Here is a 23,215-nt window from a genome sequence, read left to right on the forward strand (position 1 = left end):
TTAAAGATTCTTCCTTCGTCAGAATGACAGTTAGCCGTTAAAATAAAACGATAAAAAAATAAAAATGAAAAATATTTTCATCACCATATTGCTCGTTGTTTTTAGTTCATTGAATGCTCAAAACTTCAAACCCTATCAGTTTTATGATAAAAAAGGAAAAGAAATCAACACTGAAAAATTGGTTAAGGAACTGGCTGATTATGACGTGATTTTCTTTGGTGAAAATCATAACAATTCAATCAATCACTGGCTGCAGCTGAAAATTACCCAAGCTTTATATACTCAGAAAAACAGTCAGTTGATTTTGGGAGCAGAAATGTTTGAAAGGGATAATCAGTCTCAGCTTAATCAATATTTAAGTGGAAAAATTGATGTTAAAACCTTAAAAGATTCGGCACGTTTGTGGAGTAATTTCACAACAGATTACAAACCTTTGGTAGATTTTGCAAAAGAGAAAAAACTGAGCTTTATTGCAACCAATATTCCGCGAAAATATGCCTCTCAAACATCAAAAGAAGGCTTGGAATCTTTAAATAATCTATCTGAAAAAGAAAAAGGATACATCGCGCAATTACCAATAAAAGTAACGTTGGACACACCCGGCTATCCTGAAATGAAAACCATGATGGGAGATCATGCCGACGGAACAAAAGTGATGAACTTTATTTCCGCTCAGGCTGTAAAGGATGCTACCATGGCAGAATCTATTCTGAAAAATATGCGGGCAGGAAAAACTTTTATCCATTACAATGGAAACTATCACAGCAAAGAATTTGGCGGAATTTACTGGTATATCAAACAGAAAAATCCAAATCTGAAAATGGCAGTGATCTCAGTTTTTGAATCCGAAAACCCTGAATTAAAAATTCCTGAAAAAGACTATATTCCGACGGATTTCAATCTGATTATTCCGAGTGATATGACGAAAACGTATTAAAAAAGCCCAGTGAAAAGTAAAAAGAGCCAGGTAAAAAGTAAAATGAACCAAGTTTGAAAGGTCGGAAAAATAATTGTTAATTATAAAAATTATCAATAGGAAAGGGCTTTAGCCCGTTTTTGCATATTAAAAAATCAAATGGTTTTAACCAAAACATAGCTGCGGATTAATTATCTTTGTAAAACATCCGTCAAAAAATGAAAAAACTCCCATTTATATTTATTCTTTTCATGGGTTTATTCCATGCTCAGAAACTGACTTCTAATGAGATTTCAATGATCAATCAAGGTGATATCAATAGTGCATTACCAATATATCAAACGACGGACGAGCAACAGCATAAAACCTTACTGAGTCTTTCTACAGAAATTGATCCGTTGGATAAAAACACAGCGATTCTAGTCAAAAGAATGAAAGAATCTTTACTTTCAACCGATGGCGGAGTAGGAATTGCGGCTCCACAGGTGGGAATCAACAGAAAAATTATCTGGGTTCAGCGTTTTGATAAGCAGGGTGAGCCTTTGGAATATTTCATTAATCCTGTGATTGTCTGGAGATCAGAATTGCAGAATCTTGGTCCGGAAGGGGATTTGTCCATTCCCGATTTTAGAGACCAGTTTTACAGAAGCAAAGTGATCCAATTGGAATATGTCGATTTAAAAGGCCAAAAATATTCAGAAATTGTAGAAGGTTTTACGGCTGTCATCTTCCAGCACGAAATCGACCATCTTTTCGGAATATTAATTTCAGATAAAAAAGAAAAAGAAAAAAACGATTCCTATAAAAAAGTGGATGCTTTCAAGAAAAGTGATTCTGTGACGAGGTAGTTATAAAAGTGAACTTAGAAACTACTTATTTATGTTGATTAAATAACCACTTCGGAATTTCATCACTTAAGAGCAAGGGAATTGTAATATTATCATGGTTTAATTCCGTAAAAGTTTTAAAAATAAGGTGTTTATTGCTTTTCATTTTGTTAAAAAGCTCCTCACTTCCTTGATATGGATTAGAAATGTCTTTTTTTCCATGGATTAAAAAGATACTTTTATTTTTCCAGGCTTTTAAATTGGAAAAATCGGGAACTGCAGCCACAGAAACCAACGCAGCAAACTTTTCAGGCTTTAAATTGATCAGGTTTTGTGCTGTAGAAGCTCCCATAGAATATCCTACCAGATAAATTTTTGATTTGTCAACCTTATAGTCTTTTTCTATTTTATCCAATAAATGTAAAACGGTATCAATATCTTCGCCAGGTTTTGAGACCAGTAAGCTGTCAGTCGTTTTCTGGTATATTGATGAGCGTTTATTGAACTGTGGAGCTAAAACAAATGCATTGTATTTTTCATAGATGTCATTCCGAAGCCATATTTTTGATAAGTGTTCAAGTTGTTTTTCATTGTCTTCTCCAATTCTGGAAGAATTATGGAATACGATAACGAGAGGGTATTTCTTTCTTTTATTATAGTTCTTCGGAAACAACAACCGATAAGGTAATGTTCCCGAAGAATCTTTAAAAATGAATTTTTTAAAATTATCATTTGGAATTTTATTGATTTCATTTCTTGTATTGGCAAAAGTTAAGCTATCCACCTTGATGCTGTCAAATATTTGAATTTGTGCCTTGGTAAAATCTCCTGTATACAAGAAAGATAAAATAATAATTACATTGAATAGGAGTTGTTTAAATTTAGTCATATCCAATAAATTAATATTTCCTGATCTGTACACAGGAAACGTTTTTGATTTTAATCTTCCTACCTGTTTTTTTCAATAACCCGGTTTCAGAGTCTCTCTTAAAAACAACTACGTTTCCAGTGCCTGTATTGGTAGTGATCAGAAACTTTCCACTGGGATCGAGTCCGAAAACTCGTGGATGTTTTCCTTTTATAGATTGATAACCGATTGTTTTTAAAGTTCCGTTATTTTGAATTAAAAATATGGCGATGTTGTTTTCAGTCCCTCGATTGGAAGCATATAAAAATTTTCCGTCAGGTGAAATATGAACATCGGAGCTTTCAAAATCCTCTTTATATTTTTCAGAATGGGTATTAATTCTTTGTATAGCATTCAGCTTTCCCGCGTTATAAGAGTACACACTTACTGATCCTCCCATTTCTTCAATGCAATAAGCAAACTTTCCGTTCGGATGAAAAGTAAAATGCCGTGGTCCGCTTCCGGGTGTTGTTTGGATGAAAGGAATATCAGCGGTTTTTAAAGGTCCATTACTGTCACTGTTAAACTGATAAGCTCTGATTTTATCAGCTCCCAAATCAGGAAGAAACAGATAATCAAAATCAGGAGAAAATACTGTGGAATGAATATGTGCTCGTTCCTGTCGGCCGGGATCCACACTGCCTTCCAAGAATTGGATATTTTGGACATATGGTTCAATTTTTCCGTTTTCTGAAATCGGGTACACAGAAACGCTGCCTTCGGTGTAATTCCCATTGACTAACCACTTCCCGTTTTTATGTACCGTTAGATATACCGGATTTTCACCACCGCTTTTTTGTTTGTTGATGAAAGTCAGTGTTTTATTTTCTCTGTTGAATTTAAAACTGCTTATACTTCCTCCGTTTTTTGTTTTACTTTCTGTACAGGCAAAAACGTATTTCCCATCCGGTGATACAGTAAGAAACGAAGGATTTAAAATTCCTATATAAGAAGTGACTTTCAATAATTTTCCACTGATGGTGTCCAATTCATAAACGTAAAGTCCCTCTGTATCTTTATCGCGATTAAATGAACCGAAAAATGCATAGGTGTTTTGGGAATAGAAATGTAACCAGCTACAGATAGTAATGGATAGAATAAGGAGTTTTTTCAAAATGTTAGAAGAAATAGTAGTTAAAATTAGAAACTGACCAAACATGGTTTTTCTTGAAATTATTTTAAATTTCTGGATTTAATTTCGTTTTCCAATTCTCTGCTGTCCGTTTTATTTTTTATTAAAAAGAATACGAAGATTAATGGGAAGAGAGTGAAAATGGTAAAGCCGTTTTTTACAGTTCCGTATATTGAAATTCCTATTAAAAATCCGATAAGTACAGCATTAATAATGAGCTGTGTTTTTAAATTTTTTCTTTTGTCTAATAATTCCTGATCATTGTATTTTGCGAATTTTTCTTCTTTCATATTATTTATTTTGATTATTATGTTTTATTTCGTGAATTAATTTTATTTATTGGCAACTAACTATGAGCTAATTAACTTCAATGAAAAAAATATGAATAAAATAATTACCGAAAGTAAAATAATATAGCTTTCTAACTTTCTCGCAATATCCATAGGATTATCTGAATTTTTATATCTTTTTATTTGCCATTTGATATAGAAAATTAAAAATAGTATAGTTGCTAAAGCCCCCAAAAGTGCTTGTATATCAGTTATCTTTTCCATTTAACTACTATTGGTTTAAAATGTTAATGATAAGATATGGTTAAAAGTGTCGGAAGAAAAATTATTTTTATATGTATCATTCCGTAAATATCAGGTAATTTAAAAAAAATAGATCATAAAAATAACGAATTTTCATCTAAAAGCCTTATTATTTTAAGTTTCAAAAACAGAAAAATCCGTTTCTTTTGAAACGGATTTTAGATAATTAAAGAAAATTAATCTTAATTGTTGGTTACCGATAATTTCACTTCAATATTATTTCTTGTTGCATTGGAATAAGGGCAGATTTCGTGAGCTTTTTCTGTTAAAGCCTGCGCTTCTTCGATGGATACCCCTGGAATATTCACATCCAGTTCAACAGCCAATCCGAAACCTCCGTTTTCTAATTGTCCGATGCTTACTAATGCTGTAACGGTTGTTTCTCCAGTTTTTGTTTTTGATAAGCTAATTACCCGGTTCAAAGCGCTGTCGAAACAGGCTGAATATCCTGCTGCGAAAAGCATTTCAGGATTGGTAAAATCATCGTTGGCTCCGCCTAAAGCTTTAGGCATTCTTACTTCTAAGTCAAGAATTCCGTTTTCACTTTTTACCTGGCCGTTTCTTCCTCCTTTTGCAGTAACTTTTGTTGTATATAAGGTTTTCATTTATTTTTCTATTTTGCTTAATATTTTTTGAACACTTTCTTTCAATGCTATCCAGTCTTCTTTTGTGACATCTATTTTGTTATGGATTTTTTCAGGAATTTCACAAGCTTTTTTCTGAAGTGCCTTTCCTGATTCGGTGATGAATACTTCAACCACTCTTTCGTCCTCTTTTTTTCTTTTTCGCTGGATAAATCCTTTGGTTTCCAGTCTTTTCAAAAGGGGTGTAAGGGTACCGCTGTCCAGATAGAGTTTTTCCCCGATGTTGTTCACGGCAAGACCATCATTTTCCCACAAGACCATCATGACAAGATATTGAGGATAGGTAATATCGAGCTCATCAAGAAACGGACGATACAGCCCTGTAATCTCCTTTGCAATCACATACAGGGGAAAGCAAATTTGATTTTTTAATTGTAAAGATTCTGAATTTTCCATGGGGTTGAAAATGAAAATGGATGATTTTTATTTTTTAATGATGAATTCCTCCATCGGAACACGAACTTTCTTCATTGAAGACAGCCAGTCTTTTTCTTCGTCTCTGTATCCTAAATAAAGTAAACTCACACTCTTTAAGCCTAATTCTTTTAATCCCAGAATTTCATCTACTACTGCATTGCTGAACCCTTCCGCAGGAGTACTGTCGATTTTCAGTTCAGCTGCCTGAGCAAGAGCAAAACCTAGTGCAATATAAGTCTGTCTTGCAGTGTGGGCGAAGTGTTCTGCTGGAGTCTGAGCTCCATATATTTCTTTAATTTTATCAGTATAGCTTCCGAAACGTCCTCTTGGTAAATCTCTTACGTCGGTATGATAATCATAAACTTTATCGATTTTTTCGTCAGAATAACTGTCCCAGGCTGCAAATACCAAAACATGGGAAGAATCTCTCATGACTTCAGGATTCAAAGCACCTTGAACCATTTTTTCTTTTAATTCCTGATTTTCCACTACGATCACACGGAATGGTTGTAAGCCGGATGAGGTAGGAGCTAATCTTGCGGCCTCTAAAATAGTAAGTAAATCTTTTTCTGAAACTTTTTTAGTCGGATCATATGCTTTTACGGCATGTCTCCATTCTAAATCTTGTATTAATGACATATTGTTTTTATTTTAAAATTATTATTTACTGATATTGATGATGCAAATATATAGCCAATTAAATTGTGCGCAATTTAATTTAGTAAAATTTAACGTTTGAAAAAATCTATAATTGTTATTAATGAAAATTTAAGATATTGATTTTTAAATTAATAGCCTAAAAAATAAGTGATAAAGTTGATGAGCTTCGCATGAGTAGAGAAATTTGAAAATAGGATGAACCAATAAAGATTAATAAAAAGGGTTGGTACAATTAACAATAAAGAATAGGATTATTTTATTTTAATAAACTTTACAGTTGTTTCTTTTTTTTGATGATCTTTAAAACCCATTGATATGGTATCTAGTTTATTTCTCAGACTTATATCATTATAATCAATGCTTACATTAGAATCATGAATTCCGCCCGTGTCTGAATAATAATTAATGAATTGGTAATGATCGTTCTCAGTCAGCATTTTTTCTCCGGTTTTTAAATTTTTCAACTTTACAATGAAAGCAAAAAAGTTCTTATTGATTGTTAAGTCTTTTTTAGAATTAAACTTAAAGGTTGTAAAAGAATCTTCCAAATAGTATTTCGAATTGTTGATAATAACAGATCTCTGAGAAGGCCTGTAAATATGAATTAGTAATTTATCGTTTTTTGCCTGTTCAATCGTACTGGGCAGAGAAGTGAGATCAGAACCTACACATGAACATAAAAAAAGAGCTGTTGATAAGAATAGAAATTTTAAAATCTTCATTCGAACGTTTTTTTTCAAAGATACTTAATAAAAAAGTTTGAATTCAGCAAGAATCGGATTTTTTAAAAGCTCCTGTTTTTGAAACTTTGCACTACTATTTTAAACTATAAACAATGCAAAGATTTACAAACAAATCTGCCTTAATTACAGGCGGAACAAACGGAATGGGATTCGCAACGGCACAACAATTCATCAAGGAAGGGGGATCTGCGATTATTACAGGAAGGAGTGAGGAAACCGTTAACAAAGCATTAGAAAAATTAGGAACAAATGCTTTCGGAATTGTTTCTGATGCCGGAAGTATGAGTGACTTAATGAATCTCCGAAATGAAGTCAAAAAATACACGGAGAATATAGACTTAGTATTTGCTAATGCAGGTTATGGAAGATTTTCGCCCATTGAAAGTGTAGACGAAAATCATTTTGACGAATTGTTCAATATGTTGGTAAAAGGTGCTTTTTTTACGGTTCAGCAGATGTTACCGTTGATGAAAAAAGGAAGTTCTGTGATTTTCAATACCTCTGTTGCTACTGAAATTGCGATGCCTAATTTTTCAGTTTATTCTGCGGCAAAATCAGGGGTACAGTCTTTTATCAAAACATTTGCAACGGAATTAACAGAAAGGGGAATTCGGGTGAATGGAGTAAGCGCAGGTCATATCAAAACGAATATTTTTAATAATACGGGCTTAAATTCAGGACAAATCGAAGAAGCGGTTAAAAATATTATTCCAACCATTCCTTTTAAAAGACAAGGTGAACCATCAGAAATTGCGAATGCAGTACTTTTCCTGGCTTCGGAAGAAGCTTCGTATATTCATGGTACGGAACTTAAAGTGGATGCAGGGATTTCTGTAATCAGATAGTGATAAAAAATATCTCCTATGTTTTAATGTTGCAAACATAGGAGATATTTTATTATTTGTAATTTAATTCAGCCTCAAAAACATCCGTAAAATGTTTCCTGATCTTCGCTTTAATGTCTTCCATTTCTTCAGGAGTTAATTCTCTTTCAAGTTCTCTTTTTAAAGAAGTTACCTGTTTGTCTTTGATTCCGCAAGGAATGATGTATTCAAAATAACGCATATCCGTATTCACATTCAAGGCAAAGCCATGTAAAGTTACCCAGCGTGAAGCTTTTACGCCCATTGCGCAGATTTTTCTGGCGTAAGGTTTTCCTACATCCAGCCATACTCCCGTTTCTCCCGGAGACCGTTCTCCTTTTAAACCATATTCTGCAATTGTTCTGATGATGACTTCTTCCAGATTCCGCATGTATTTGTGAATATCGGTGAAGAAGTTTTCAAGATCTAAAATAGGATAGCCCACAATTTGTCCGTATCCGTGATAGGTAATATCTCCGCCACGGTTTACTTTAACAAAAGTGGCATCAATTTCTTTCAATTTGTCAATTCCGGCCAGCATATTTTCTTCATGACCGCTTTTCCCTAATGTATAGACATGAGGATGTTCAACTAAAAGAAAATGATTGGGAGTTGTACTGTGTTCTTCTGCAGGTAAGTCGCGATTCTTTATTTTGGTATCAATAATATCTTTCATCAGTTTTTCCTGATAATCCCAAGAAGGTTGATATTCTTTTATGCCTAAATCTTCAAATTCTACTACTTTATTCTGAATTGTGTTCATACCGATTTTTGAATATACAAATTTAGTGATTTTTATGCTTGTATGGAATGGACAAAATCTATGGTATTTATTCTTGAATCTCTATTTTGTAATGCTTAATCAGACTGTTTTCAGGATTTGTCTTCTTACTCTTGACAGCGTTTCTCTCGACATCCCGAGATAAGAAGCTATCATATGTAAAGGAACTCTGTTGAGCAAATCAGGATGATTTTTGATAAAATATAAATACTTATCTTCGGGAGTACTGCTGATGTTCACCAGTAGTCTGTTATTGATTTCCATTGATTTCTTTGTTAAAAGCTCCTCAATAAAGATACTGAGTGCAGGAATTTCTTCCCGAAGCTGATGAAAATCCTGAAGATTAAATGCAAATATTTCTGAAGGTTCCAGTGCCTCAATAGTCAGTTTTGAAGGGGTATCATTATAAAAGCTCTCAGGATCTGTGGTCCAGGACATTTCATTTACAAACTGCAGGATATGTTCACTTCCATCTTCGGAGGTAGAATAATTTCGGAGAAGTCCTTTTGCAACAAAAATTTTTAAGCTGCAAATATCTCCCTGTCTACAAATAATTTCCTTACGCTGAAGCTTAATTAATTTACTTTTTTCTAAAATTAAATTAAACTTTTCATCCGTCAGATCAGGAAGAGTCTTGTGGAAATATTTTTTTAAGATTTCTGACATTTTAAAATAGAAATTATGTTTAAAATTAATTCTTTTTAATGAAATTGTCGTGAAATTGTGTCAAATGACCTATTTTTAAGGATACACTAAAGCTACATTTGTAGTATAAATTTAACACAATACATATAATATGAAAGTTTTTGTAACAGGAGCTTCAGGATTTGTAGGCTCTGCAGTCGTAAAAGAATTAATAGCAAACGGACATCAGGTAACAGGACTTGCCCGATCCGAAGAATCTGCGAAATCTATTTTGGAAGCCGGAGCAGAAGTCTTGAGAGGAGACCTGGAAAGTTTTGAGATCCTGCAAAAAGGTGCAAGAGAAGCAGATGGGGTTATTCATACCGCTTTCATTCACGATTTTTCAGATTATGAGACCAATGCGCTCAAAGATGAAAAAGCGATCGAAGCCATGGGAGAGGTATTGAAAGGAACCGATAAGCCGATTGTGGTTACAGGCGGAACCCTTGGATTACCGCTTATTGATGGGAAAATTACGGAAGAAAGCAAAGCACCGGAAGAATCAATCCGATTTTCTGAAAAAGCTTTTGTGAGCTTAACCGAATCGGGTGTTAAAGCATCGATTGTTCGTCTTTCGCCAAGTGTCTACGGAAACTCTGAACAGGGTTTCAAAGGTGGTTTTGGATTGATGATTGCAGAACTGGCGAAAGCGAAAGGAACAGCAGCTTATATAGAAGAGGGAGCTAATGTTTGGCCTGCTGTTCACCGTTTGGATGCTGCAAAACTGTTTCGTTTAGCCCTTGAAAAGGGAGAGAAAGGATCGAGATACAATGCCGTTAGCAATGATAAACAGTTATCCATGAAAGAATTTGCAGAATATATTGGTGGAAAACTCAATATTCCGGTACAGTCTTTTTCAAGAGAGGAAGCTTCACAATATTTTACATGGATGACGTATTTTGTGCAGGAGAATTGTCCGGCAACAAGTGTACAGACCCAGGAAAAACTTGGTTGGAAGCCTTCTGAAAAAAGTTTTGTTGAAGAATTGGATCAGTACTTCTTTTAAAAGATAGGCAGTCTTATTTCCTGAGAAATAAGACTGCTTTTTTTTAGTTCTTTATGCTTTTGATAAAGCTTTCTGCTTTCTGCTTCCAATTTTGATTTTCTAAAAGGATTTTCACAAAAGCAGTTCCAATGATTCCGCCGTCTGCTTTTTCGGTTACGCTTTCAAAATCTTCTTTAGATTTAATTCCAAAACCGATCATAACCGGATTTTTTAATGGAAGAGCAGCCAATCGGGAAAGATATTCCTCATTTTTTAATACGGTATTTTCGTTTCCTGTAGTAGAGGAAGAGCTTACTGCATATAAAAAACCTGAACTTAAAGAATCCAGATACAGAATTCTTTCGTCTGAAGTTTCCGGGGTTACCAAAAATGTGAAATTTAAATGATGTTTTTCTAAAGTTTTTTGATAGTTTTTTTCAAACTCAATAGGAGGTAAATCAGGTAAAATGAGCCCTGAAACTCCACTTTCAGCACATTCATGACAAAATTTCTCAAAACCAAAACTTAAAACAGGATTGATGTATCCCATTAAAATAATCGGGATTTTTATTTTGTCTTTACTGGATTTTAACTGTGAAAATAGTTTTTCAATTGTCATTCCGTTTTTCAACGCCAGTTCATGAGCCTGCTGAATAACAGGTCCGTCTGCAACAGGATCAGAATAGGGCATTCCGATTTCAATTATATCTGCTCCGGAATCCTGAATGGTTTTTATAATATCGGCCGTATCTTCCAGTTGTGGAATTCCTGCCGTGAAGTATATGTTTAGTTTTTTCATGTTTTGAAAGTTAGAAGTTAGAAGTTAGAAGTTAGAAGTGTTGGGATTTGTCATTCTGAATGAAACGAAGTGTAATGAAGAATCTCAATCATCATAGCACAGATTCTTCCTTCGTCGGAATGACATTTAGCTGTAATTTTTCATTTCTTTTAGATACGTTTCCATATCCTTATCACCGCGGCCACTTAAACAAATGACAACAACATCTTTTTCATTAAATTCTTTTTTATCTAAAACAGCCAGAGCATGAGCACTTTCCAATGCAGGAATGATGCCTTCCAGTTTTGTGAGTTCAAATGCAGATTCTAAAGCCTCATTATCATTGATACTAAAAAATTCAGCCCGTTTTTCTTTAAATAAATGGGCGTGAAAAGGACCGATTCCCGGATAATCCAGTCCGGCAGAAATGGAATGAGGTTCAATAACCTGACCATCTTCTGTCTGCATGACCAGGCTTTTACTGCCATGTAAAACACCTAAAGTCCCTAGAAAGGTTGTTGCTGCAGATTTTCCTGAATCTACACCAAAACCTCCGGCTTCTGCTGCGATGATCTTTACATCTTCTTCCTCTACAAAATGATAAAAAGTTCCTGCCGCATTGCTTCCGCCTCCTACACAGGCAATAACATAATCCGGATTTTTTCTTCCCGTTTGTTCGAAAAGCTGTTCTTTGATCTCCTTTGAAATAATACTCTGAAATCGGGCAACCAAATCAGGAAAAGGATGAGGCCCGACCACGCTTCCGATGACATAATGCGTCGTTGCTGGATTATTGATCCAGTCTCTTAAAGCTTCATTGACCGCATCTTTTAATGTTTTTGAACCTGAAGTGGCAGCGATAACTTCTGCTCCCAGCATTTTCATTCTTGCCACATTCGGAGCCTGTCTCTGAATATCGATTTCTCCCATATACACAATACATTCAAGGCCTAACAAAGCACAGGCTGTAGCAGTAGCGACACCATGTTGCCCGGCTCCGGTTTCCGCGATGATCCTGTTTTTACCAAGACGTTTTGCCAGTAAAACCTGCCCCAGAGCATTATTGATCTTGTGAGCTCCGGTGTGATTCAGGTCTTCTCTTTTTAAGTAGATCTGAGTATGGTATTTCTGACTTAAATTTTTAGCAAAATATAAAGGAGTAGCTCTTCCGACATAGTTTTTTAATAAATCCTGATATTCTTTTTGAAAATCCTCAGATTCAATGATTTTAAGATAGTTTTTCTGTAGTTCTTCTACATTCGGATAGAGCATTTCCGGGATGAAAGCTCCGCCGAATTCTCCATAATATCCATATTCATCGGGGTTTTTATAATTCATTTCTTTATTCTTTAGTAATTAAATATGCATTGTTCTTATCGCTCAGCAGATTGAGCTGTTCTTTTCTTTTTGTTGAAACATTAAAAATCAAAATATCATCGTCCTCCGAATTTATCCATTCTGATCCTGTATTTTCTTTGATCGCTTTACCTTTATCATATAATATTTCAACATTACATTTTTCATAAAACGGACGAAGCTCCTGATGACAGAATCCAATAGTCTCTATATTATTTTTGGCTACATAGTCTCTGAAATACTCAACAAGCTTAGCTCCATATCCTTTTTTCTTCTGGGCAGCAACAAGTCCGACAGCTTCTGCAAAGGGTAGCTGTATTCCTGATATTTCCAATACAAAATCGTAATTAACACGAATGAGTGACAGTATATTTTTATCAGCATCCAATAAAAAATGAAATGTTGAATTTTTGAAGAATGTGCGGAAATAATCAGACTTCATTGAGTTCCATGATGAAATATCCCAAAGCTGAAGAATATGTTCAATTTCCGTTTCGGTTAATTCGCTGGTCTGTTTTATCTGATATTCCATATTAATAATGTTTTTTCTTTGGCGTATTTTTAAGTTCTCTATACTACAGATGATATAAATCTTTTTATTTTGGCGGTGTCTTTATCGCCGGGTTTTGTTTCGAATTTTGAATTGATATCCAGTGCGAATGGTTTCTGCTTCAGTTGCTCAAGATTTTCTATGTTTTCTTCTGAAATACCACCGCTCAGAAAATAGGGAAGTGGAATTTCAAGAGTATTTAAAATATTCCAATCGAAAGTTTTTCCGGTACCGCCAAATGCTTTGCTGTCTGTGTCAAATAAGAAATAATTGATGATTGATCGGTTTTGGTTGATGTATTTTTGTAATTCATTAAGAGGTTGATTTCCTATTCTGACCACTTTAATTATTTTAATCTTTGGATTAATTTTTTCTTTTAATTTAATCATAAAGTCTTCATTTTCATCTCCATGAATCTGGATTAAATTTAAATCTGCTTTTTCGGATATTTCAGTAATTCTTTCAATACTTTCGTTTACAAATACACCAACTTTTCCCTGATGACCTATCTTCGAAATTTCTTCTAAACTCAGATGATTCAAAACATATCGCGGGGATTGTTCATAGAAAATAAAGCCAAGAAAGTCTGTGTTCAAAGAAATCAATTCCTTAACCTGATCTAATCTTGTCAAACCGCAAACTTTAATTTTAATCATTATTTAATTCTTGTATTGGAAATAAATTCTTCAAATGCCCGAGCTGGATTTGTATTTTTCATAAAATATTCACCCATTAAAAATCCGTCAAATCCTTTTTCTTTTAAATAATTGAAATCAGCAATACTGTAAATGCCACTCTCTGCTACAGATACTATATTTTCCGGAAGAAGGTTTTTCAGTTCTACAGAATGCTGCAGATCAACTTTAAAATCTTTTAAATTCCGGTTGTTGATGCCTACCAAATCTATGCTGGAGTTATAATGTTTTAGTTCTTCTTCGGTATGGATCTCCAGCAATATTTCCAACCCCAATTCATGAGAAAGCTTGGTAAATTCCAACGTCTGTTGTGGAGAAAGACAGGCAGCAATAAGTAATACAACATCTGCTCCCATACTTTTTGCTTCATAAAACTGGTACTCGTTGATCATAAAATCTTTCCGAAGAATCGGAATATTAATATGGTTTCGGACCTTTACAATATCTTCAAAACTTCCTCCGAAAAAATCTTTATCTGTTAAAATTGAGATTCCGCTTGCTCCGAAACTTTCGTAAGCGGATGCTACTTCTAATGGTGAAACTTTATCATTAATGATTCCTTTGGAAGGAGATTGCCTTTTAAATTCTGCAATAATTCCGGATTTTGATTTTATAGTTTCGTTTAAAGAATAGGTTTCTCTTTCGAAAAATTCTGAATCTTTCAGCTGTTGCAAAGAAATTTTTGATTTTGAATCCGAAATTTCCTGTTTTTTTCTTGTTATGATTTTATCTAAAATGTTCATCTCCAGATTTTAATCGTTTATCGGTAAGTTCAGTTCAACAGTTTCGTCACTGTAATAGATCTTTATTCTGTTTTCAAGAAATTCATTCTTTTTGAAATGAACTGTTGAAAGCGCTTTATAAGGAAGTTTGATCATTGAAAAAGTGTTGAAATTGATTAAAAAACTATTTCCTTCTGCAGGAATAAAAATATATTTTGAATCTGGTGATTCGAATTGAAATTCTTCTAAATTAAAATTCAATCTGTTCCATTTGTTTTCAAAATACTTCTGGGAAAGATTCTTGCCATTTATATAGAGTTCAGCAACATGCAACTCTCGGCCGTTATTAGGCTCGTCATATCCAATAATTTTCAATTCGATCTTTCTGTTTTTAGATTGATAAAGTGTTTTCATTTTAGACACCAATTAATTGATTCAAACTATTGAGTGCTTTACCATCAAACAAACTTTCTTTCGCCAAATTCAAACAATTCTCATAGTTTCCAAACTTATTGGTATGATGCAATGCAACTGCAGCATTGGCCAAAACAACCGCATTTTGCGATTCTGTACCTTTCCCTTCCAAAATATTCCTGAAAATTTTTGCGGTTTCCTGAGTGTTTTTGCCGGCTTCTATGCTTTGAGGAGTAACGGCTGAAAAACCAAGTTCTTCCGGTGAATAGATTTTTTCTCCTCCTTTTGTAATAATCTTGCTGTCCTGTGTTAAGCTTATTTCGTCATAACCATCCATTCCGTGAACCAAAATGAAATCTTTTTCATCTTTTTGCAGCAGGTACTGATATATTCTTGCAATTTCCAGATTGTATGTTCCAATCATAGAATATTTTGGTTTTGCAGGATTCACCAAAGGTCCGAGAAGATTGAAAAACGTTCTCAGACCTAAAGATTTTCTTAATGCTACAACAGATTTTAGAGCAGGATGAAAATAGGGAGCATGTAAAAAGCAAATATTGGTTTTTTGCAGATCATCATTTAATTCTTCCGAACTAATTTTGAACTGGTATCCCAGCTCTTCTAAAAGATTGGAAGCTCCGGTAATTGTTGAAGCACCATAATTTCCGTGTTTAATTACCTTTTGTCCTGCTCCTGCAATTACGAAACTTGCCAACGTAGAAATATTGATCGTATTTTTTCCATCACCGCCGGTGCCTACAACATCAATGGCATCACTTACATCTAAATCTAAGGGTACCGCCATTTGTAATAGTGCTTCTCTAAAGCCTTCCAGCTCCGGTAATGTGATGTTTCGCATCAGGAAAATACTGATGAAGGCAGTAACTTCTGTTGCATTGAACTTATTTTGAGCTATTTCAATCATGATGGCCTTTGCTTCAGATTTGGACAAAGTGTAGTGATTGAAAAGATATTGCAGAATTTCTTTCATAGTAGTAATTGTTGTTGGTTAGCTGTGATTGGTTGTTGGTTTTATAGCAGTTTGGAATTTTTCTATCAACTACAACCAAAATCTATCAACCAAGTAAAAAATTTTTGATAATCATTTCCCCATCTGGAGTTAAAATACTTTCAGGGTGATACTGAACACCGTGAACATCATAGGTTCTGTGTTTTAAACTCATAATCATTCCTTTACTGTCTGTACTGGTAATTTCCAGTTCTTCAGGGAAATTTTCAGGATTCACTGCCCAACTGTGATATCTTCCGACTTCCAGAGTCTGTGGCAAATCGTTAAAAAGTTTATGTTCACTGGTTTGGATGGCTTCTGTAGCAACACCGTGATAAATTTCGCTGAGGTTGATTAAACTTCCTCCGAAAGCTTCTGCAATTGCCTGCTGACCAAGACAAACGCCTAAAATACTCTTCGTGGGAGCATATTCTTTAATGACATCCAGTAAAATTCCGGCTTCTTCAGGAATTCCCGGACCGGGTGAAAGAATGATTTTATCATATTTTTCAATTTCTTCCAGTTTAATTTCATCATTTCTTACCACATCAACTTTTGTATTCAAAATTCTTTCGATCATTTGAACCAAATTATAAGTGAAGCTGTCGTAATTGTCGAAGACTAGAACCTTGGTTGTTGGTTGTTGGTTATTGGTTGTTGGGTTTGAAATATCTGTCATTATTTTGTTTTGTAATAATTAATAAATCCGTTTAATAACTTTTTGCAAAGTGTAATCTGATTTGAAATTGTTGCTAGTTTTTCATCATTTATATATTCTAAATCTAATGATAAATAGAATTGGGTTTCAAGTTCAAAAAGAGAACCCCTTGCAATAAAAAGAAAATGTATTGTTTCTTTGGATGTATTTCTTCCACAACCTTCTGCAATATTTGAAGGAACAGAAACCGCACATCTTCTCATCTGATTTGTCAATCCAAAAATTTCTTCCTTGGGATAATTTTTTGTTGAATCATAAACAAGTTTTGTTAGTTTTCTCGCTTCAATCCAAACATCTAAATTCTTATATTCCATATTTATGTTTTTAAAATCTATCAACTAACAACAATCAACTAACAACTAAATTTTCTGCCTTTTCAATGGCTTTCTTTAATGCATTTAGCTTGTTATTGACTTCCTGCAGCTCACTTTCGGGATCTGATTTTGCAACTATTCCGGCTCCCGCCTGGTAATATAAAGTGTTGTTTTTACTTAAAAAAGTGCGGATCATTATCGCTTGATTGCAGTTTCCGTTTAAGCTGACCATTCCGATGCAGCCTCCGTAGTAACCACGTGAGTCTTTTTCGTAGGTATTGATAAGCTGAAGAGCTTTGTGTTTGGGAGTGCCACTTAAAGTTCCCTGAGGAAAAGTAGCGGCAACCATTTCATAAGGATTCGTGTTTTCCTGCAAATCGGCAGTTACCTCGCTTACCATATGGATTACATGGGAGAAAAGCTGTATTTCCTTTAACTTGGTTACGGTCACATTTTTTCCTAATTTTCCCAAATCATTCCGTGCTAAATCAACCAGCATGGTATGTTCTGCATTCTCTTTTGGGTCATTTTTTAACGATTCAATAGACTGTAAATCGGTTTCAAAATGCCCTGTTCTTTTAAAAGTTCCTGCAATAGGATGTATAATAGCCTTTTTGTCTTTAATGATAAGCTGACTTTCTGGACTTGAACCAAACAGTTTATAATCTCCATAATCAAAAAAGAATAAATAAGGAGAGGGATTGATGTTCCGAAGAGCTCGATATACATTGAACTCGTCACCTTTGAATTTTTGTTCAAACCTTCGGCTTAAAACCAATTGAAAAACATCTCCTCGCATACAGTGTTTTTGGGCTGTTTTTACCAGTTCTATATATTCCTCATTGGTAATATGAGACGTTTCGGTTGCTGTTTTTTCGAAAGGATAAATAACTGAATTTTGATTTCTGATCAGACTTTCTAATAGATATACTTCAGATTTGATATCTTTAATCTGATTTTCAATAATATGCATTTCATCATTGTAGTGATTGATGGCAATAACATATTGATAAAGTCTGTAACGGAGAATGGGAATTTCTACTTCCTGGCTTTGGGCTTTAAATGTAAGATTTTCGAAAAATTGTACCGCTTCAAAACTGGTATATCCGAAAAGGCTTTGAGCGGTTTCTTCTATAGACTCTTTCGTTTTGCCGCATATAAAAGAGGCTGAAAACTGATTTAAAAGTTCCGGAACAGAATAACCTTCTAAAAAATGCTTTTCAGGATTTTCACCCGGGAATTTGACTTCAAATTCTTTAAGATTCTTAATTTCTATACCTGCAATTGCATTAATGGCAATGAATGAAAAATTATTATCAATATTCTTGGAATCTGAGCTTTCCAGAAGGATCGTATCACGAAACTGATCTCTTATTTTCAGATAGATGTTCATGGGAGTCTGCAGATCTCCCAACATTTTTTTTGAGGTGGTTTTTATGTTGATTTTTTGTGTGAACATAGGTGAATTTTTAATTTTTGACAATAAAAAAAGACTTTAACGAATCGTCAAAGTCTCTGTATATTTTTCTATAATTTTCTGGATGTCAATTAACAACAAGAGTATAGCTTCAGACCCGACGAAGAGTTTGAATGCCACCACCAAAATTTGTTGTTTGAATTAATCATGATGCAAATGTAGATAATTTTTTGAAATGAAAAATAAAAATTAATAAAATTTTATTGCAATAACTGAGATCTGTTATCTGAAAGACGGAATAAAAAAACTTCCATTAAGGAAGTTTAAATATATTATTTCAGGATTGAAGCCATTTCAGGGTGATTGTATTGAAGAGAGAAATCCTTTGCTGTTTCTCCTTTTTGGTTCTTTGCATTTTTATTCGCTCCTTTTTTCAGGATTACCTTTGCAAAATCTGATCTGCCATATCTCGCTGCAACCATTAACGGAGTTTGATTACCACATTCTTTGTTAACATCTGCTTCATTACTTACTAAATAATCAAAGATATTCTTTCTATCATGTTTAATGCTTAAAGAAAGCAAACTGTATGAATTCTCTTTTATTGCGAAACATTTATTGTAGTTGTCTTTTGAGAAAGCTGCCTTAAAAGAATCTACTTTGTCAGACTGAAAAGCAATCATTTGTTCTTTCGAAATTTCCTGTGCAGAAACTAAGTTAGCAAAAAGGAGCCCCAAAAATACGAAGGTTGTAGAGATTATTTTTTTCATAAAGCTTATTTTAAATAATATACAAAGCTAAATTATTTTTTTGATAGATTTCAAGAAATTGTACAAGTTTTTGAATTTTAGCTCCTGTTAGATCAAATAAAATGTTGATTTTCTTAAAATATCTGGAAAAACTTATTTCGCAGAATTCAGCTCTTTTTTCAATTGTTCCGCTTTATTTCTGTATTCCTGATTGTCATACGTTTTCAAATAGTCTTCCAAAGCATTAAGATATTCGCTAATGAAGTCTTTATTGGTTGGATCTGCTTCGTATTTGATTCTTGCGGTATTGAGAGGTCTCATTTTTTCGTATTCTTTTAATTGTTTTCCTTCATAGGATTCCTGATAGAGTATGACTATATTTTTTTCATATCCAGGAATATATTTTACAGGAAATGGCTGTTCGGTTCTGGGGATTCTTATGGCATTTTCAATAGGATATAGGGCAGCCGAAGTTGTTGAAAAATAAGTATCGACATATTTTCCATCCTGCTTTTTTACAATGGCTTCATAATCATGGATATATTGATCATTAAGTGTCGAATTGGTCTCTATGTCGGATGTAATAATAGCAGTACTTTCTACACCGTATTTATTTAAAAACCAGGCGTTGATAAACTGGCCTCCAATTCCGTTGACGATTGAAAACGGCAGAATTAAAATGAGCCACCATGCTTTTTTAGTTAAATAAGCAATAATTCCGAAAAACAGAATAAAGATAATTACGGCGTAAAATCCATGATGACTTAAGAAAAATAAGATTTTTGAAATAATAATCATAATTTTCGGTTTTATACAAAAATACAATTTCCAGCTATAGCGATTAAAAAACACTTCATATTCTTTGTAAGCCATATTTTTTCATATTTTTGTCAGCAAATTAGAAAACAATGAAAAAAGTATTAGCGATCGCATTTATCGGAGGTTTATTAGTGGTTAACTGTTCAAAAAAGCCTAATCATGATTTGCAAGACAGCAACACAATGTTGCCTGAGCCGGACGCTCCAACTGTTGTAGATTCTACGGCTAAAAAAGCTGACACTCCTGCTGCAACACCTGCTCCGGCAACTGAAGCTCCTAAAACAGATTCTGCAGCGGTAAAAAAATAATGAAGAAACTATTTTTAACAGGATATTTAGGTTTGTTACTATTTTCCTGTTCTAAAAAAGAAAATACACCGGTTGATGCCAGTTCTTCTGAAACAACTTCAATTTCAGAATCTGCAAAAAAGAATCTTTCAGGAGATCAGATTATTGAAACTCTTGATTGCTCTGGCTGTCACGCGGTAAATGAGAGAATGATAGGACCTTCTTATCAGGAAATTGCAGGTAAATATTCAGATAAGGATGTTGAATTGCTTGCTTCCAAAATAATAGAAGGCGGAAGTGGAGTTTGGGGAGGCGTTCCGATGTCTGCTCACCCTCAAGTATCTAAAGAAGATGCTACCAAAATGGTCAAATATATTTTGAGCCAGAAAAAATAATTCATGACGGTTCAAAAATCAAATCTGCACCCAAGAAATCCGCATCGGGATCCTTATGATTTTGCACGGCTGATTTCTTGTGTGCCAGAATTGAAACATTACGTATTCGAAAATTCTTACCAAACCTTAACGATTAATTTCAGTATTCCCAAGGCAGTTAAATTACTTAATAAAGCTTTATTACAGCATTTTTATGATGTTAAAAACTGGGATATTCCTGACGGCAATCTTTGTCCGCCAATTCCTGGAAGGGCAGATTATGTACATTATATTGCTGATTTATTAGCTGAAGATTTCAATCAAATTCCCAGAAATATAAAAGGTCTGGATATAGGAACCGGTGCCAATCTTGTCTATCCTTTAATTGCCAACAAATCTTATGGTTGGAATATGTTGGGTACGGATATTAATCAGGGTTCCCTTGAAAATGCTCAGAAAATTTTAGATGAAAATCCGGAATTAGGAGATGGAATTCAATTAAAATATCAGGCAAATCCTGATTCTATTTTCAAAAATATTATCAGTTCCGAAGACCGTTTTGTCTTTTCGATGTGCAATCCGCCATTTCATGATTCGGAAGAATCTGCATTAAAAGGAAATCTTCGGAAAACAAAAAATATTAATAAATCTAAAGTTCAAAAACCGCAACTCAATTTTGGAGGACAACAATCTGAACTATGGTGTGAAGGTGGCGAAATTGCTTTTATATCAAAAATGATTGAAGAAAGTGTTTTGTTCTCGACCCAAATCCTTTGGTTTACGTGTTTGGTTTCTAAGAAAGATAATTTGTATCGCCTTCAAAAGCTTTTAACAAAAGAAAAGGTATTGGATGTTCAAGTAATTGAAATGGCTCAAGGACAGAAAATAAGCAGGATATTGGCGTGGACATTTATTCCTCAAAAAAGGAGAAGAGATTGGTTTATATAATTGTGGATCAGCTATTTAAATGAATTTTAAATGAAATAATTATATTTCTGAAAAAAGCCATTGATCATCAATTCAAAAATCACTATTTTTGCACGTTATTTTAAATAAATACAATGCAATTATCAGAACAAGAAATCATTAGACGAGAAAAGCTGAATAAGCTTGTTGAAATGGGAATCAATGCATTCCCGGCAGATGAATATGTAATTACAGATACTACGGAATCTATAAAACAGGATTTTTCTGAAAGTAAACAGGTGAAGATTGCAGGAAGACTGATGTCCAGAAGAATTCAGGGAAAAGCATCTTTTGCTGAATTACAGGATTCTACAGGTAAAATTCAGGTCTATTTTAACAGGGATGAAATCTGTAGAGGTGAAGATAAAACTTTGTATAACGAGGTTTACAAGCACCTTTTAGATATAGGAGATATTATTGGAGTAGAAGGTGAGTTGTTCACCACTCAGGTAGGAGAGAAGACTATTTTGGTTAAAAACTTTACTCTTTTAACAAAATCTTTACGCCCTCTTCCTCAGGCAAAAACTGATGAAAACGGAGTTGTGCATGACGGATTTACAGATCCTGAAATGAGATACAGGCAGCGTTATGTAGATTTAACGGTAAATCCTCAGGTGAAAGAAATTTTTGTGAAAAGAACAAAATTGTTCAATGCCATGAGAACTTTCTTTAATGATGCAGGATATTTTGAGGTTGAAACTCCTATTTTACAGTCAATTCCCGGAGGAGCTGCTGCAAGACCATTTATTACGCATCATAATGCTTTAGATATTCCATTATATTTAAGAATTGCTAACGAATTATATCTGAAAAGATTGATCGTGGGTGGATTTGATGGTGTTTATGAATTCTCAAAAAACTTCAGAAATGAAGGAATGGACAGAACGCATAACCCTGAGTTTACAGCCATGGAAATCTATGTAGCATACAAAGATTATAACTGGATGATGGATTTCACAGAAAAACTATTGGAGTTCTGTGCGATTCAGGTAAACGGTACTACAAAAGCTACATTCGGTGAATATGAGGTTGATTTTAAAGCACCTTATCAAAGAATTTCTATGACGGACGCGATCCTGAAATTCACAGGTTTTGATATTACAGGAAAAACTGAACAGGAATTATTTGATTTTGCTAAATCTATCGGTATCGATGTTAATGGGACGATGGGTAAAGGAAAATTAATTGATGAGATTTTTGGTGAAAAATGTGAAGGAAACTTCATTCAGCCGACTTTTATTACTGATTATCCTATTGAAATGTCACCGCTTACGAAGAAACACAGAAGTAAGGAAGGTCTTACGGAGCGTTTCGAGCTTATGGTTTGTGGTAAAGAAATTGCCAATGCCTATTCTGAGCTGAATGATCCGATTGATCAGAGAGAACGTTTCGAAGATCAGTTGAAATTATCTGAAAAGGGTGATGATGAGGCAGGACAATTTATTGATGAAGATTTCCTAAGAGCTCTTGAATATGGTATGCCGCCAACTTCAGGATTAGGAATCGGTATGGACCGATTGATAATGTTCTTGACGAATAATGCATCTATTCAGGAAGTGTTGTTCTTCCCTCAGATGAGACCGGAGAAAGCAGTTCCTCAAATTGAACTGGGAGACGATGAAAAAGTAATTCTTGAAATTTTGAAATCAGGAGAACAGATTGCTTTGGCTGAAGTAAAAGAACAGTCTAAGCTTTCAGGGAAAAAATGGGACAAAGCTTCTAAAACTTTAACGAAAGCTAACTTGGTGAAAATAGAAAAGATTGAGGAGAACCTTTTGATGAAATTGGTTTAAATTAAATTGAAATACATTTAAGTTCCGGCGGAAGCGAAGCTTCCGCCGGAACTTTTTTATAAAATACCCATAATCTCGAACTATTTTCTGTTACTTTGCGTT

30 protein-coding genes are annotated in these 23,215 nt (G+C 34.2%); 8 read left to right on the forward strand and 22 right to left on the reverse strand.

The window, feature by feature from the left end:
• Nucleotides 1–64: 64 nt before the first annotated feature.
• Together P0Y62_00745 and P0Y62_00750 are read left to right on the forward strand one after the other, a co-directional pair.
• Nucleotides 65–937: a ChaN family lipoprotein gene (locus P0Y62_00745; protein ID WEK70081.1), complete on the forward strand. Its 873-nt coding sequence runs from the start codon at nt 65–67 to the stop codon at nt 935–937.
• A 197-nt stretch (nt 938–1,134) separates the two neighbouring features.
• Nucleotides 1,135–1,764 (forward strand): peptide deformylase, encoded by a 630-nt coding sequence (locus tag P0Y62_00750; protein ID WEK70082.1) that lies wholly within the window; start codon nt 1,135–1,137, stop codon nt 1,762–1,764.
• A 25-nt stretch (nt 1,765–1,789) separates the two neighbouring features.
• On the opposite strand, the gene P0Y62_00755 is transcribed toward P0Y62_00750, so the two are convergent.
• From P0Y62_00755 to P0Y62_00790, 8 genes are all read right to left on the reverse strand, one after another.
• Nucleotides 1,790–2,632 (reverse strand): alpha/beta fold hydrolase, encoded by an 843-nt coding sequence (locus P0Y62_00755; protein WEK70083.1) that lies wholly within the window; start codon nt 2,630–2,632, stop codon nt 1,790–1,792.
• A gap of 10 nt (nt 2,633–2,642) precedes the next feature.
• Nucleotides 2,643–3,767, reverse strand: coding sequence for a lactonase family protein (locus tag P0Y62_00760; GenBank protein WEK71766.1), 1,125 nt, complete (start codon nt 3,765–3,767; stop codon nt 2,643–2,645).
• A gap of 56 nt (nt 3,768–3,823) precedes the next feature.
• Complete coding sequence (locus P0Y62_00765; protein ID WEK70084.1) at nt 3,824–4,072, reverse strand: hypothetical protein; 249 nt, start codon at nt 4,070–4,072, stop codon at nt 3,824–3,826.
• Nucleotides 4,073–4,132: 60 nt separating this feature from the next.
• Nucleotides 4,133–4,336: a hypothetical protein gene (locus tag P0Y62_00770; protein ID WEK70085.1), complete on the reverse strand. Its 204-nt coding sequence runs from the start codon at nt 4,334–4,336 to the stop codon at nt 4,133–4,135.
• Nucleotides 4,337–4,557: 221 nt separating this feature from the next.
• The gene (locus P0Y62_00775) at nt 4,558–4,980 is read right to left on the reverse strand and encodes an organic hydroperoxide resistance protein (GenBank protein ID WEK70086.1); all 423 of its coding nucleotides are present in this window, start codon (nt 4,978–4,980) and stop codon (nt 4,558–4,560) included.
• On the reverse strand, nt 4,981–5,415 hold the full coding sequence (locus P0Y62_00780) for a MarR family transcriptional regulator (protein ID WEK70087.1): 435 nt from the start codon (nt 5,413–5,415) through the stop codon (nt 4,981–4,983). It lies immediately after the preceding gene.
• Nucleotides 5,416–5,442: 27 nt separating this feature from the next.
• Entirely contained in the window at nt 5,443–6,075 is a 633-nt protein-coding gene (locus P0Y62_00785) for an NAD(P)H-dependent oxidoreductase (protein ID WEK70088.1), read from the reverse strand.
• Between the two features lie 272 nt (nt 6,076–6,347).
• A complete protein-coding gene (locus P0Y62_00790) occupies nt 6,348–6,818 on the reverse strand; it encodes a hypothetical protein (protein ID WEK70089.1) in 471 nt (156 codons plus the stop codon).
• Between the two features lie 113 nt (nt 6,819–6,931).
• Between P0Y62_00790 and P0Y62_00795 the strand changes: the two genes are divergently transcribed.
• Nucleotides 6,932–7,684, forward strand: a complete 753-nt coding sequence (locus P0Y62_00795) for an SDR family oxidoreductase (protein WEK70090.1) — start codon at nt 6,932–6,934, stop codon at nt 7,682–7,684.
• Between the two features lie 52 nt (nt 7,685–7,736).
• Here P0Y62_00795 and lipB read toward each other — a convergent pair whose 3' ends face one another.
• Nucleotides 7,737–8,465: a lipoyl(octanoyl) transferase LipB gene (lipB, locus tag P0Y62_00800; GenBank protein WEK70091.1), complete on the reverse strand. Its 729-nt coding sequence runs from the start codon at nt 8,463–8,465 to the stop codon at nt 7,737–7,739.
• Nucleotides 8,466–8,564: 99 nt separating this feature from the next.
• Nucleotides 8,565–9,149 carry a Crp/Fnr family transcriptional regulator gene (locus tag P0Y62_00805; protein ID WEK70092.1) on the reverse strand — a complete coding sequence of 195 codons (585 nt, stop codon included), beginning with the start codon at nt 9,147–9,149 and terminating at the stop codon, nt 8,565–8,567.
• Nucleotides 9,150–9,279: 130 nt separating this feature from the next.
• On the opposite strand from P0Y62_00805, the gene P0Y62_00810 reads away from it, so the two are divergent.
• A complete protein-coding gene (locus P0Y62_00810) occupies nt 9,280–10,173 on the forward strand; it encodes an SDR family oxidoreductase (GenBank protein WEK70093.1) in 894 nt (297 codons plus the stop codon).
• 43 nt (nt 10,174–10,216) lie between these two features.
• Here the strand turns inward: P0Y62_00810 and trpA are convergent, their stop codons facing one another.
• From trpA to P0Y62_00870, 12 genes are all read right to left on the reverse strand, one after another.
• Nucleotides 10,217–10,951: a tryptophan synthase subunit alpha gene (gene trpA / locus P0Y62_00815; protein ID WEK70094.1), complete on the reverse strand. Its 735-nt coding sequence runs from the start codon at nt 10,949–10,951 to the stop codon at nt 10,217–10,219.
• 126 nt (nt 10,952–11,077) lie between these two features.
• Complete coding sequence (gene trpB / locus P0Y62_00820) at nt 11,078–12,268, reverse strand: tryptophan synthase subunit beta (GenBank protein ID WEK70095.1); 1,191 nt, start codon at nt 12,266–12,268, stop codon at nt 11,078–11,080.
• A 4-nt stretch (nt 12,269–12,272) separates the two neighbouring features.
• Entirely contained in the window at nt 12,273–12,818 is a 546-nt protein-coding gene (locus P0Y62_00825) for a hypothetical protein (GenBank protein WEK70096.1), read from the reverse strand.
• Between the two features lie 38 nt (nt 12,819–12,856).
• Complete coding sequence (locus tag P0Y62_00830; GenBank protein ID WEK70097.1) at nt 12,857–13,492, reverse strand: phosphoribosylanthranilate isomerase; 636 nt, start codon at nt 13,490–13,492, stop codon at nt 12,857–12,859.
• Nucleotides 13,492–14,274 (reverse strand): indole-3-glycerol phosphate synthase TrpC, encoded by a 783-nt coding sequence (trpC, locus tag P0Y62_00835; protein ID WEK70098.1) that lies wholly within the window; start codon nt 14,272–14,274, stop codon nt 13,492–13,494. Before trpC ends, P0Y62_00830 begins: the two co-directional genes overlap by 1 nt.
• Before the next feature lie 9 nt (nt 14,275–14,283).
• Complete coding sequence (locus P0Y62_00840; GenBank protein WEK70099.1) at nt 14,284–14,667, reverse strand: hypothetical protein; 384 nt, start codon at nt 14,665–14,667, stop codon at nt 14,284–14,286.
• Between the two features lies 1 nt (nt 14,668).
• Nucleotides 14,669–15,658: an anthranilate phosphoribosyltransferase gene (trpD, locus tag P0Y62_00845; protein ID WEK70100.1), complete on the reverse strand. Its 990-nt coding sequence runs from the start codon at nt 15,656–15,658 to the stop codon at nt 14,669–14,671.
• Between the two features lie 85 nt (nt 15,659–15,743).
• On the reverse strand, nt 15,744–16,355 hold the full coding sequence (locus P0Y62_00850) for an aminodeoxychorismate/anthranilate synthase component II (GenBank protein ID WEK70101.1): 612 nt from the start codon (nt 16,353–16,355) through the stop codon (nt 15,744–15,746).
• Complete coding sequence (locus tag P0Y62_00855; GenBank protein ID WEK70102.1) at nt 16,355–16,708, reverse strand: four helix bundle protein; 354 nt, start codon at nt 16,706–16,708, stop codon at nt 16,355–16,357. Before P0Y62_00855 ends, P0Y62_00850 begins: the two co-directional genes overlap by 1 nt.
• Nucleotides 16,709–16,742: 34 nt before the next feature.
• A complete protein-coding gene (locus P0Y62_00860) occupies nt 16,743–18,167 on the reverse strand; it encodes an anthranilate synthase component I family protein (GenBank protein ID WEK70103.1) in 1,425 nt (474 codons plus the stop codon).
• Nucleotides 18,168–18,457: 290 nt separating this feature from the next.
• On the reverse strand, nt 18,458–18,895 hold the full coding sequence (locus P0Y62_00865; protein ID WEK70104.1) for an ankyrin repeat domain-containing protein: 438 nt from the start codon (nt 18,893–18,895) through the stop codon (nt 18,458–18,460).
• A 132-nt stretch (nt 18,896–19,027) separates the two neighbouring features.
• Nucleotides 19,028–19,672: a hypothetical protein gene (locus P0Y62_00870; GenBank protein WEK70105.1), complete on the reverse strand. Its 645-nt coding sequence runs from the start codon at nt 19,670–19,672 to the stop codon at nt 19,028–19,030.
• 110 nt (nt 19,673–19,782) lie between these two features.
• On the opposite strand from P0Y62_00870, the gene P0Y62_00875 reads away from it, so the two are divergent.
• The 4 genes from P0Y62_00875 (at nt 19,783) to lysS (ending at nt 23,113) form a co-directional block, all read left to right on the forward strand.
• Nucleotides 19,783–20,001: a hypothetical protein gene (locus P0Y62_00875; protein ID WEK70106.1), complete on the forward strand. Its 219-nt coding sequence runs from the start codon at nt 19,783–19,785 to the stop codon at nt 19,999–20,001.
• On the forward strand, nt 20,001–20,375 hold the full coding sequence (locus P0Y62_00880; protein ID WEK70107.1) for a c-type cytochrome: 375 nt from the start codon (nt 20,001–20,003) through the stop codon (nt 20,373–20,375). Before P0Y62_00875 ends, P0Y62_00880 begins: the two co-directional genes overlap by 1 nt.
• Nucleotides 20,376–20,378: 3 nt before the next feature.
• Nucleotides 20,379–21,302, forward strand: a complete 924-nt coding sequence (gene rlmF / locus P0Y62_00885) for a 23S rRNA (adenine(1618)-N(6))-methyltransferase RlmF (protein WEK70108.1) — start codon at nt 20,379–20,381, stop codon at nt 21,300–21,302.
• A 113-nt stretch (nt 21,303–21,415) separates the two neighbouring features.
• Nucleotides 21,416–23,113, forward strand: coding sequence for a lysine--tRNA ligase (lysS, locus tag P0Y62_00890; protein WEK70109.1), 1,698 nt, complete (start codon nt 21,416–21,418; stop codon nt 23,111–23,113).
• Nucleotides 23,114–23,215: the final 102 nt, after the last annotated feature.

Origin of the sequence: Candidatus Chryseobacterium colombiense (assembly GCA_029203185.1) — a bacterium.
GTDB classification, from domain to species: Bacteria; Bacteroidota; Bacteroidia; order Flavobacteriales; family Weeksellaceae; genus Chryseobacterium; species Chryseobacterium colombiense.

Bases quoted from the DNA above. Each gene is read 5' to 3' on its own strand.
- P0Y62_00745 (WEK70081.1), top strand. From the start codon at position 65: ATGAAAAATATTTTCATCACCATATTGCTCGTTGTTTTTAGTTCATTG.
- P0Y62_00750 (WEK70082.1), top strand. From the start codon at position 1,135: ATGAAAAAACTCCCATTTATATTTATTCTTTTCATGGGTTTATTCCAT.
- P0Y62_00755 (WEK70083.1), bottom strand. From the start codon at position 2,632: ATGACTAAATTTAAACAACTCCTATTCAATGTAATTATTATTTTATCT.
- P0Y62_00765 (WEK70084.1), bottom strand. From the start codon at position 4,072: ATGAAAGAAGAAAAATTCGCAAAATACAATGATCAGGAATTATTAGAC.
- P0Y62_00770 (WEK70085.1), bottom strand. From the start codon at position 4,336: ATGGAAAAGATAACTGATATACAAGCACTTTTGGGGGCTTTAGCAACT.
- P0Y62_00775 (WEK70086.1), bottom strand. From the start codon at position 4,980: ATGAAAACCTTATATACAACAAAAGTTACTGCAAAAGGAGGAAGAAAC.
- P0Y62_00780 (WEK70087.1), bottom strand. From the start codon at position 5,415: ATGGAAAATTCAGAATCTTTACAATTAAAAAATCAAATTTGCTTTCCC.
- P0Y62_00785 (WEK70088.1), bottom strand. From the start codon at position 6,075: ATGTCATTAATACAAGATTTAGAATGGAGACATGCCGTAAAAGCATAT.
- P0Y62_00790 (WEK70089.1), bottom strand. From the start codon at position 6,818: ATGAAGATTTTAAAATTTCTATTCTTATCAACAGCTCTTTTTTTATGT.
- P0Y62_00795 (WEK70090.1), top strand. From the start codon at position 6,932: ATGCAAAGATTTACAAACAAATCTGCCTTAATTACAGGCGGAACAAAC.
- lipB (WEK70091.1), bottom strand. From the start codon at position 8,465: ATGAACACAATTCAGAATAAAGTAGTAGAATTTGAAGATTTAGGCATA.
- P0Y62_00805 (WEK70092.1), bottom strand. From the start codon at position 9,149: ATGTCAGAAATCTTAAAAAAATATTTCCACAAGACTCTTCCTGATCTG.
- P0Y62_00810 (WEK70093.1), top strand. From the start codon at position 9,280: ATGAAAGTTTTTGTAACAGGAGCTTCAGGATTTGTAGGCTCTGCAGTC.
- trpA (WEK70094.1), bottom strand. From the start codon at position 10,951: ATGAAAAAACTAAACATATACTTCACGGCAGGAATTCCACAACTGGAA.
- trpB (WEK70095.1), bottom strand. From the start codon at position 12,268: ATGAATTATAAAAACCCCGATGAATATGGATATTATGGAGAATTCGGC.
- P0Y62_00825 (WEK70096.1), bottom strand. From the start codon at position 12,818: ATGGAATATCAGATAAAACAGACCAGCGAATTAACCGAAACGGAAATT.
- P0Y62_00830 (WEK70097.1), bottom strand. From the start codon at position 13,492: ATGATTAAAATTAAAGTTTGCGGTTTGACAAGATTAGATCAGGTTAAG.
- trpC (WEK70098.1), bottom strand. From the start codon at position 14,274: ATGAACATTTTAGATAAAATCATAACAAGAAAAAAACAGGAAATTTCG.
- P0Y62_00840 (WEK70099.1), bottom strand. From the start codon at position 14,667: ATGAAAACACTTTATCAATCTAAAAACAGAAAGATCGAATTGAAAATT.
- trpD (WEK70100.1), bottom strand. From the start codon at position 15,658: ATGAAAGAAATTCTGCAATATCTTTTCAATCACTACACTTTGTCCAAA.
- P0Y62_00850 (WEK70101.1), bottom strand. From the start codon at position 16,355: ATGACAGATATTTCAAACCCAACAACCAATAACCAACAACCAACAACC.
- P0Y62_00855 (WEK70102.1), bottom strand. From the start codon at position 16,708: ATGGAATATAAGAATTTAGATGTTTGGATTGAAGCGAGAAAACTAACA.
- P0Y62_00860 (WEK70103.1), bottom strand. From the start codon at position 18,167: ATGTTCACACAAAAAATCAACATAAAAACCACCTCAAAAAAAATGTTG.
- P0Y62_00865 (WEK70104.1), bottom strand. From the start codon at position 18,895: ATGAAAAAAATAATCTCTACAACCTTCGTATTTTTGGGGCTCCTTTTT.
- P0Y62_00870 (WEK70105.1), bottom strand. From the start codon at position 19,672: ATGATTATTATTTCAAAAATCTTATTTTTCTTAAGTCATCATGGATTT.
- P0Y62_00875 (WEK70106.1), top strand. From the start codon at position 19,783: ATGAAAAAAGTATTAGCGATCGCATTTATCGGAGGTTTATTAGTGGTT.
- P0Y62_00880 (WEK70107.1), top strand. From the start codon at position 20,001: ATGAAGAAACTATTTTTAACAGGATATTTAGGTTTGTTACTATTTTCC.
- rlmF (WEK70108.1), top strand. From the start codon at position 20,379: ATGACGGTTCAAAAATCAAATCTGCACCCAAGAAATCCGCATCGGGAT.
- lysS (WEK70109.1), top strand. From the start codon at position 21,416: ATGCAATTATCAGAACAAGAAATCATTAGACGAGAAAAGCTGAATAAG.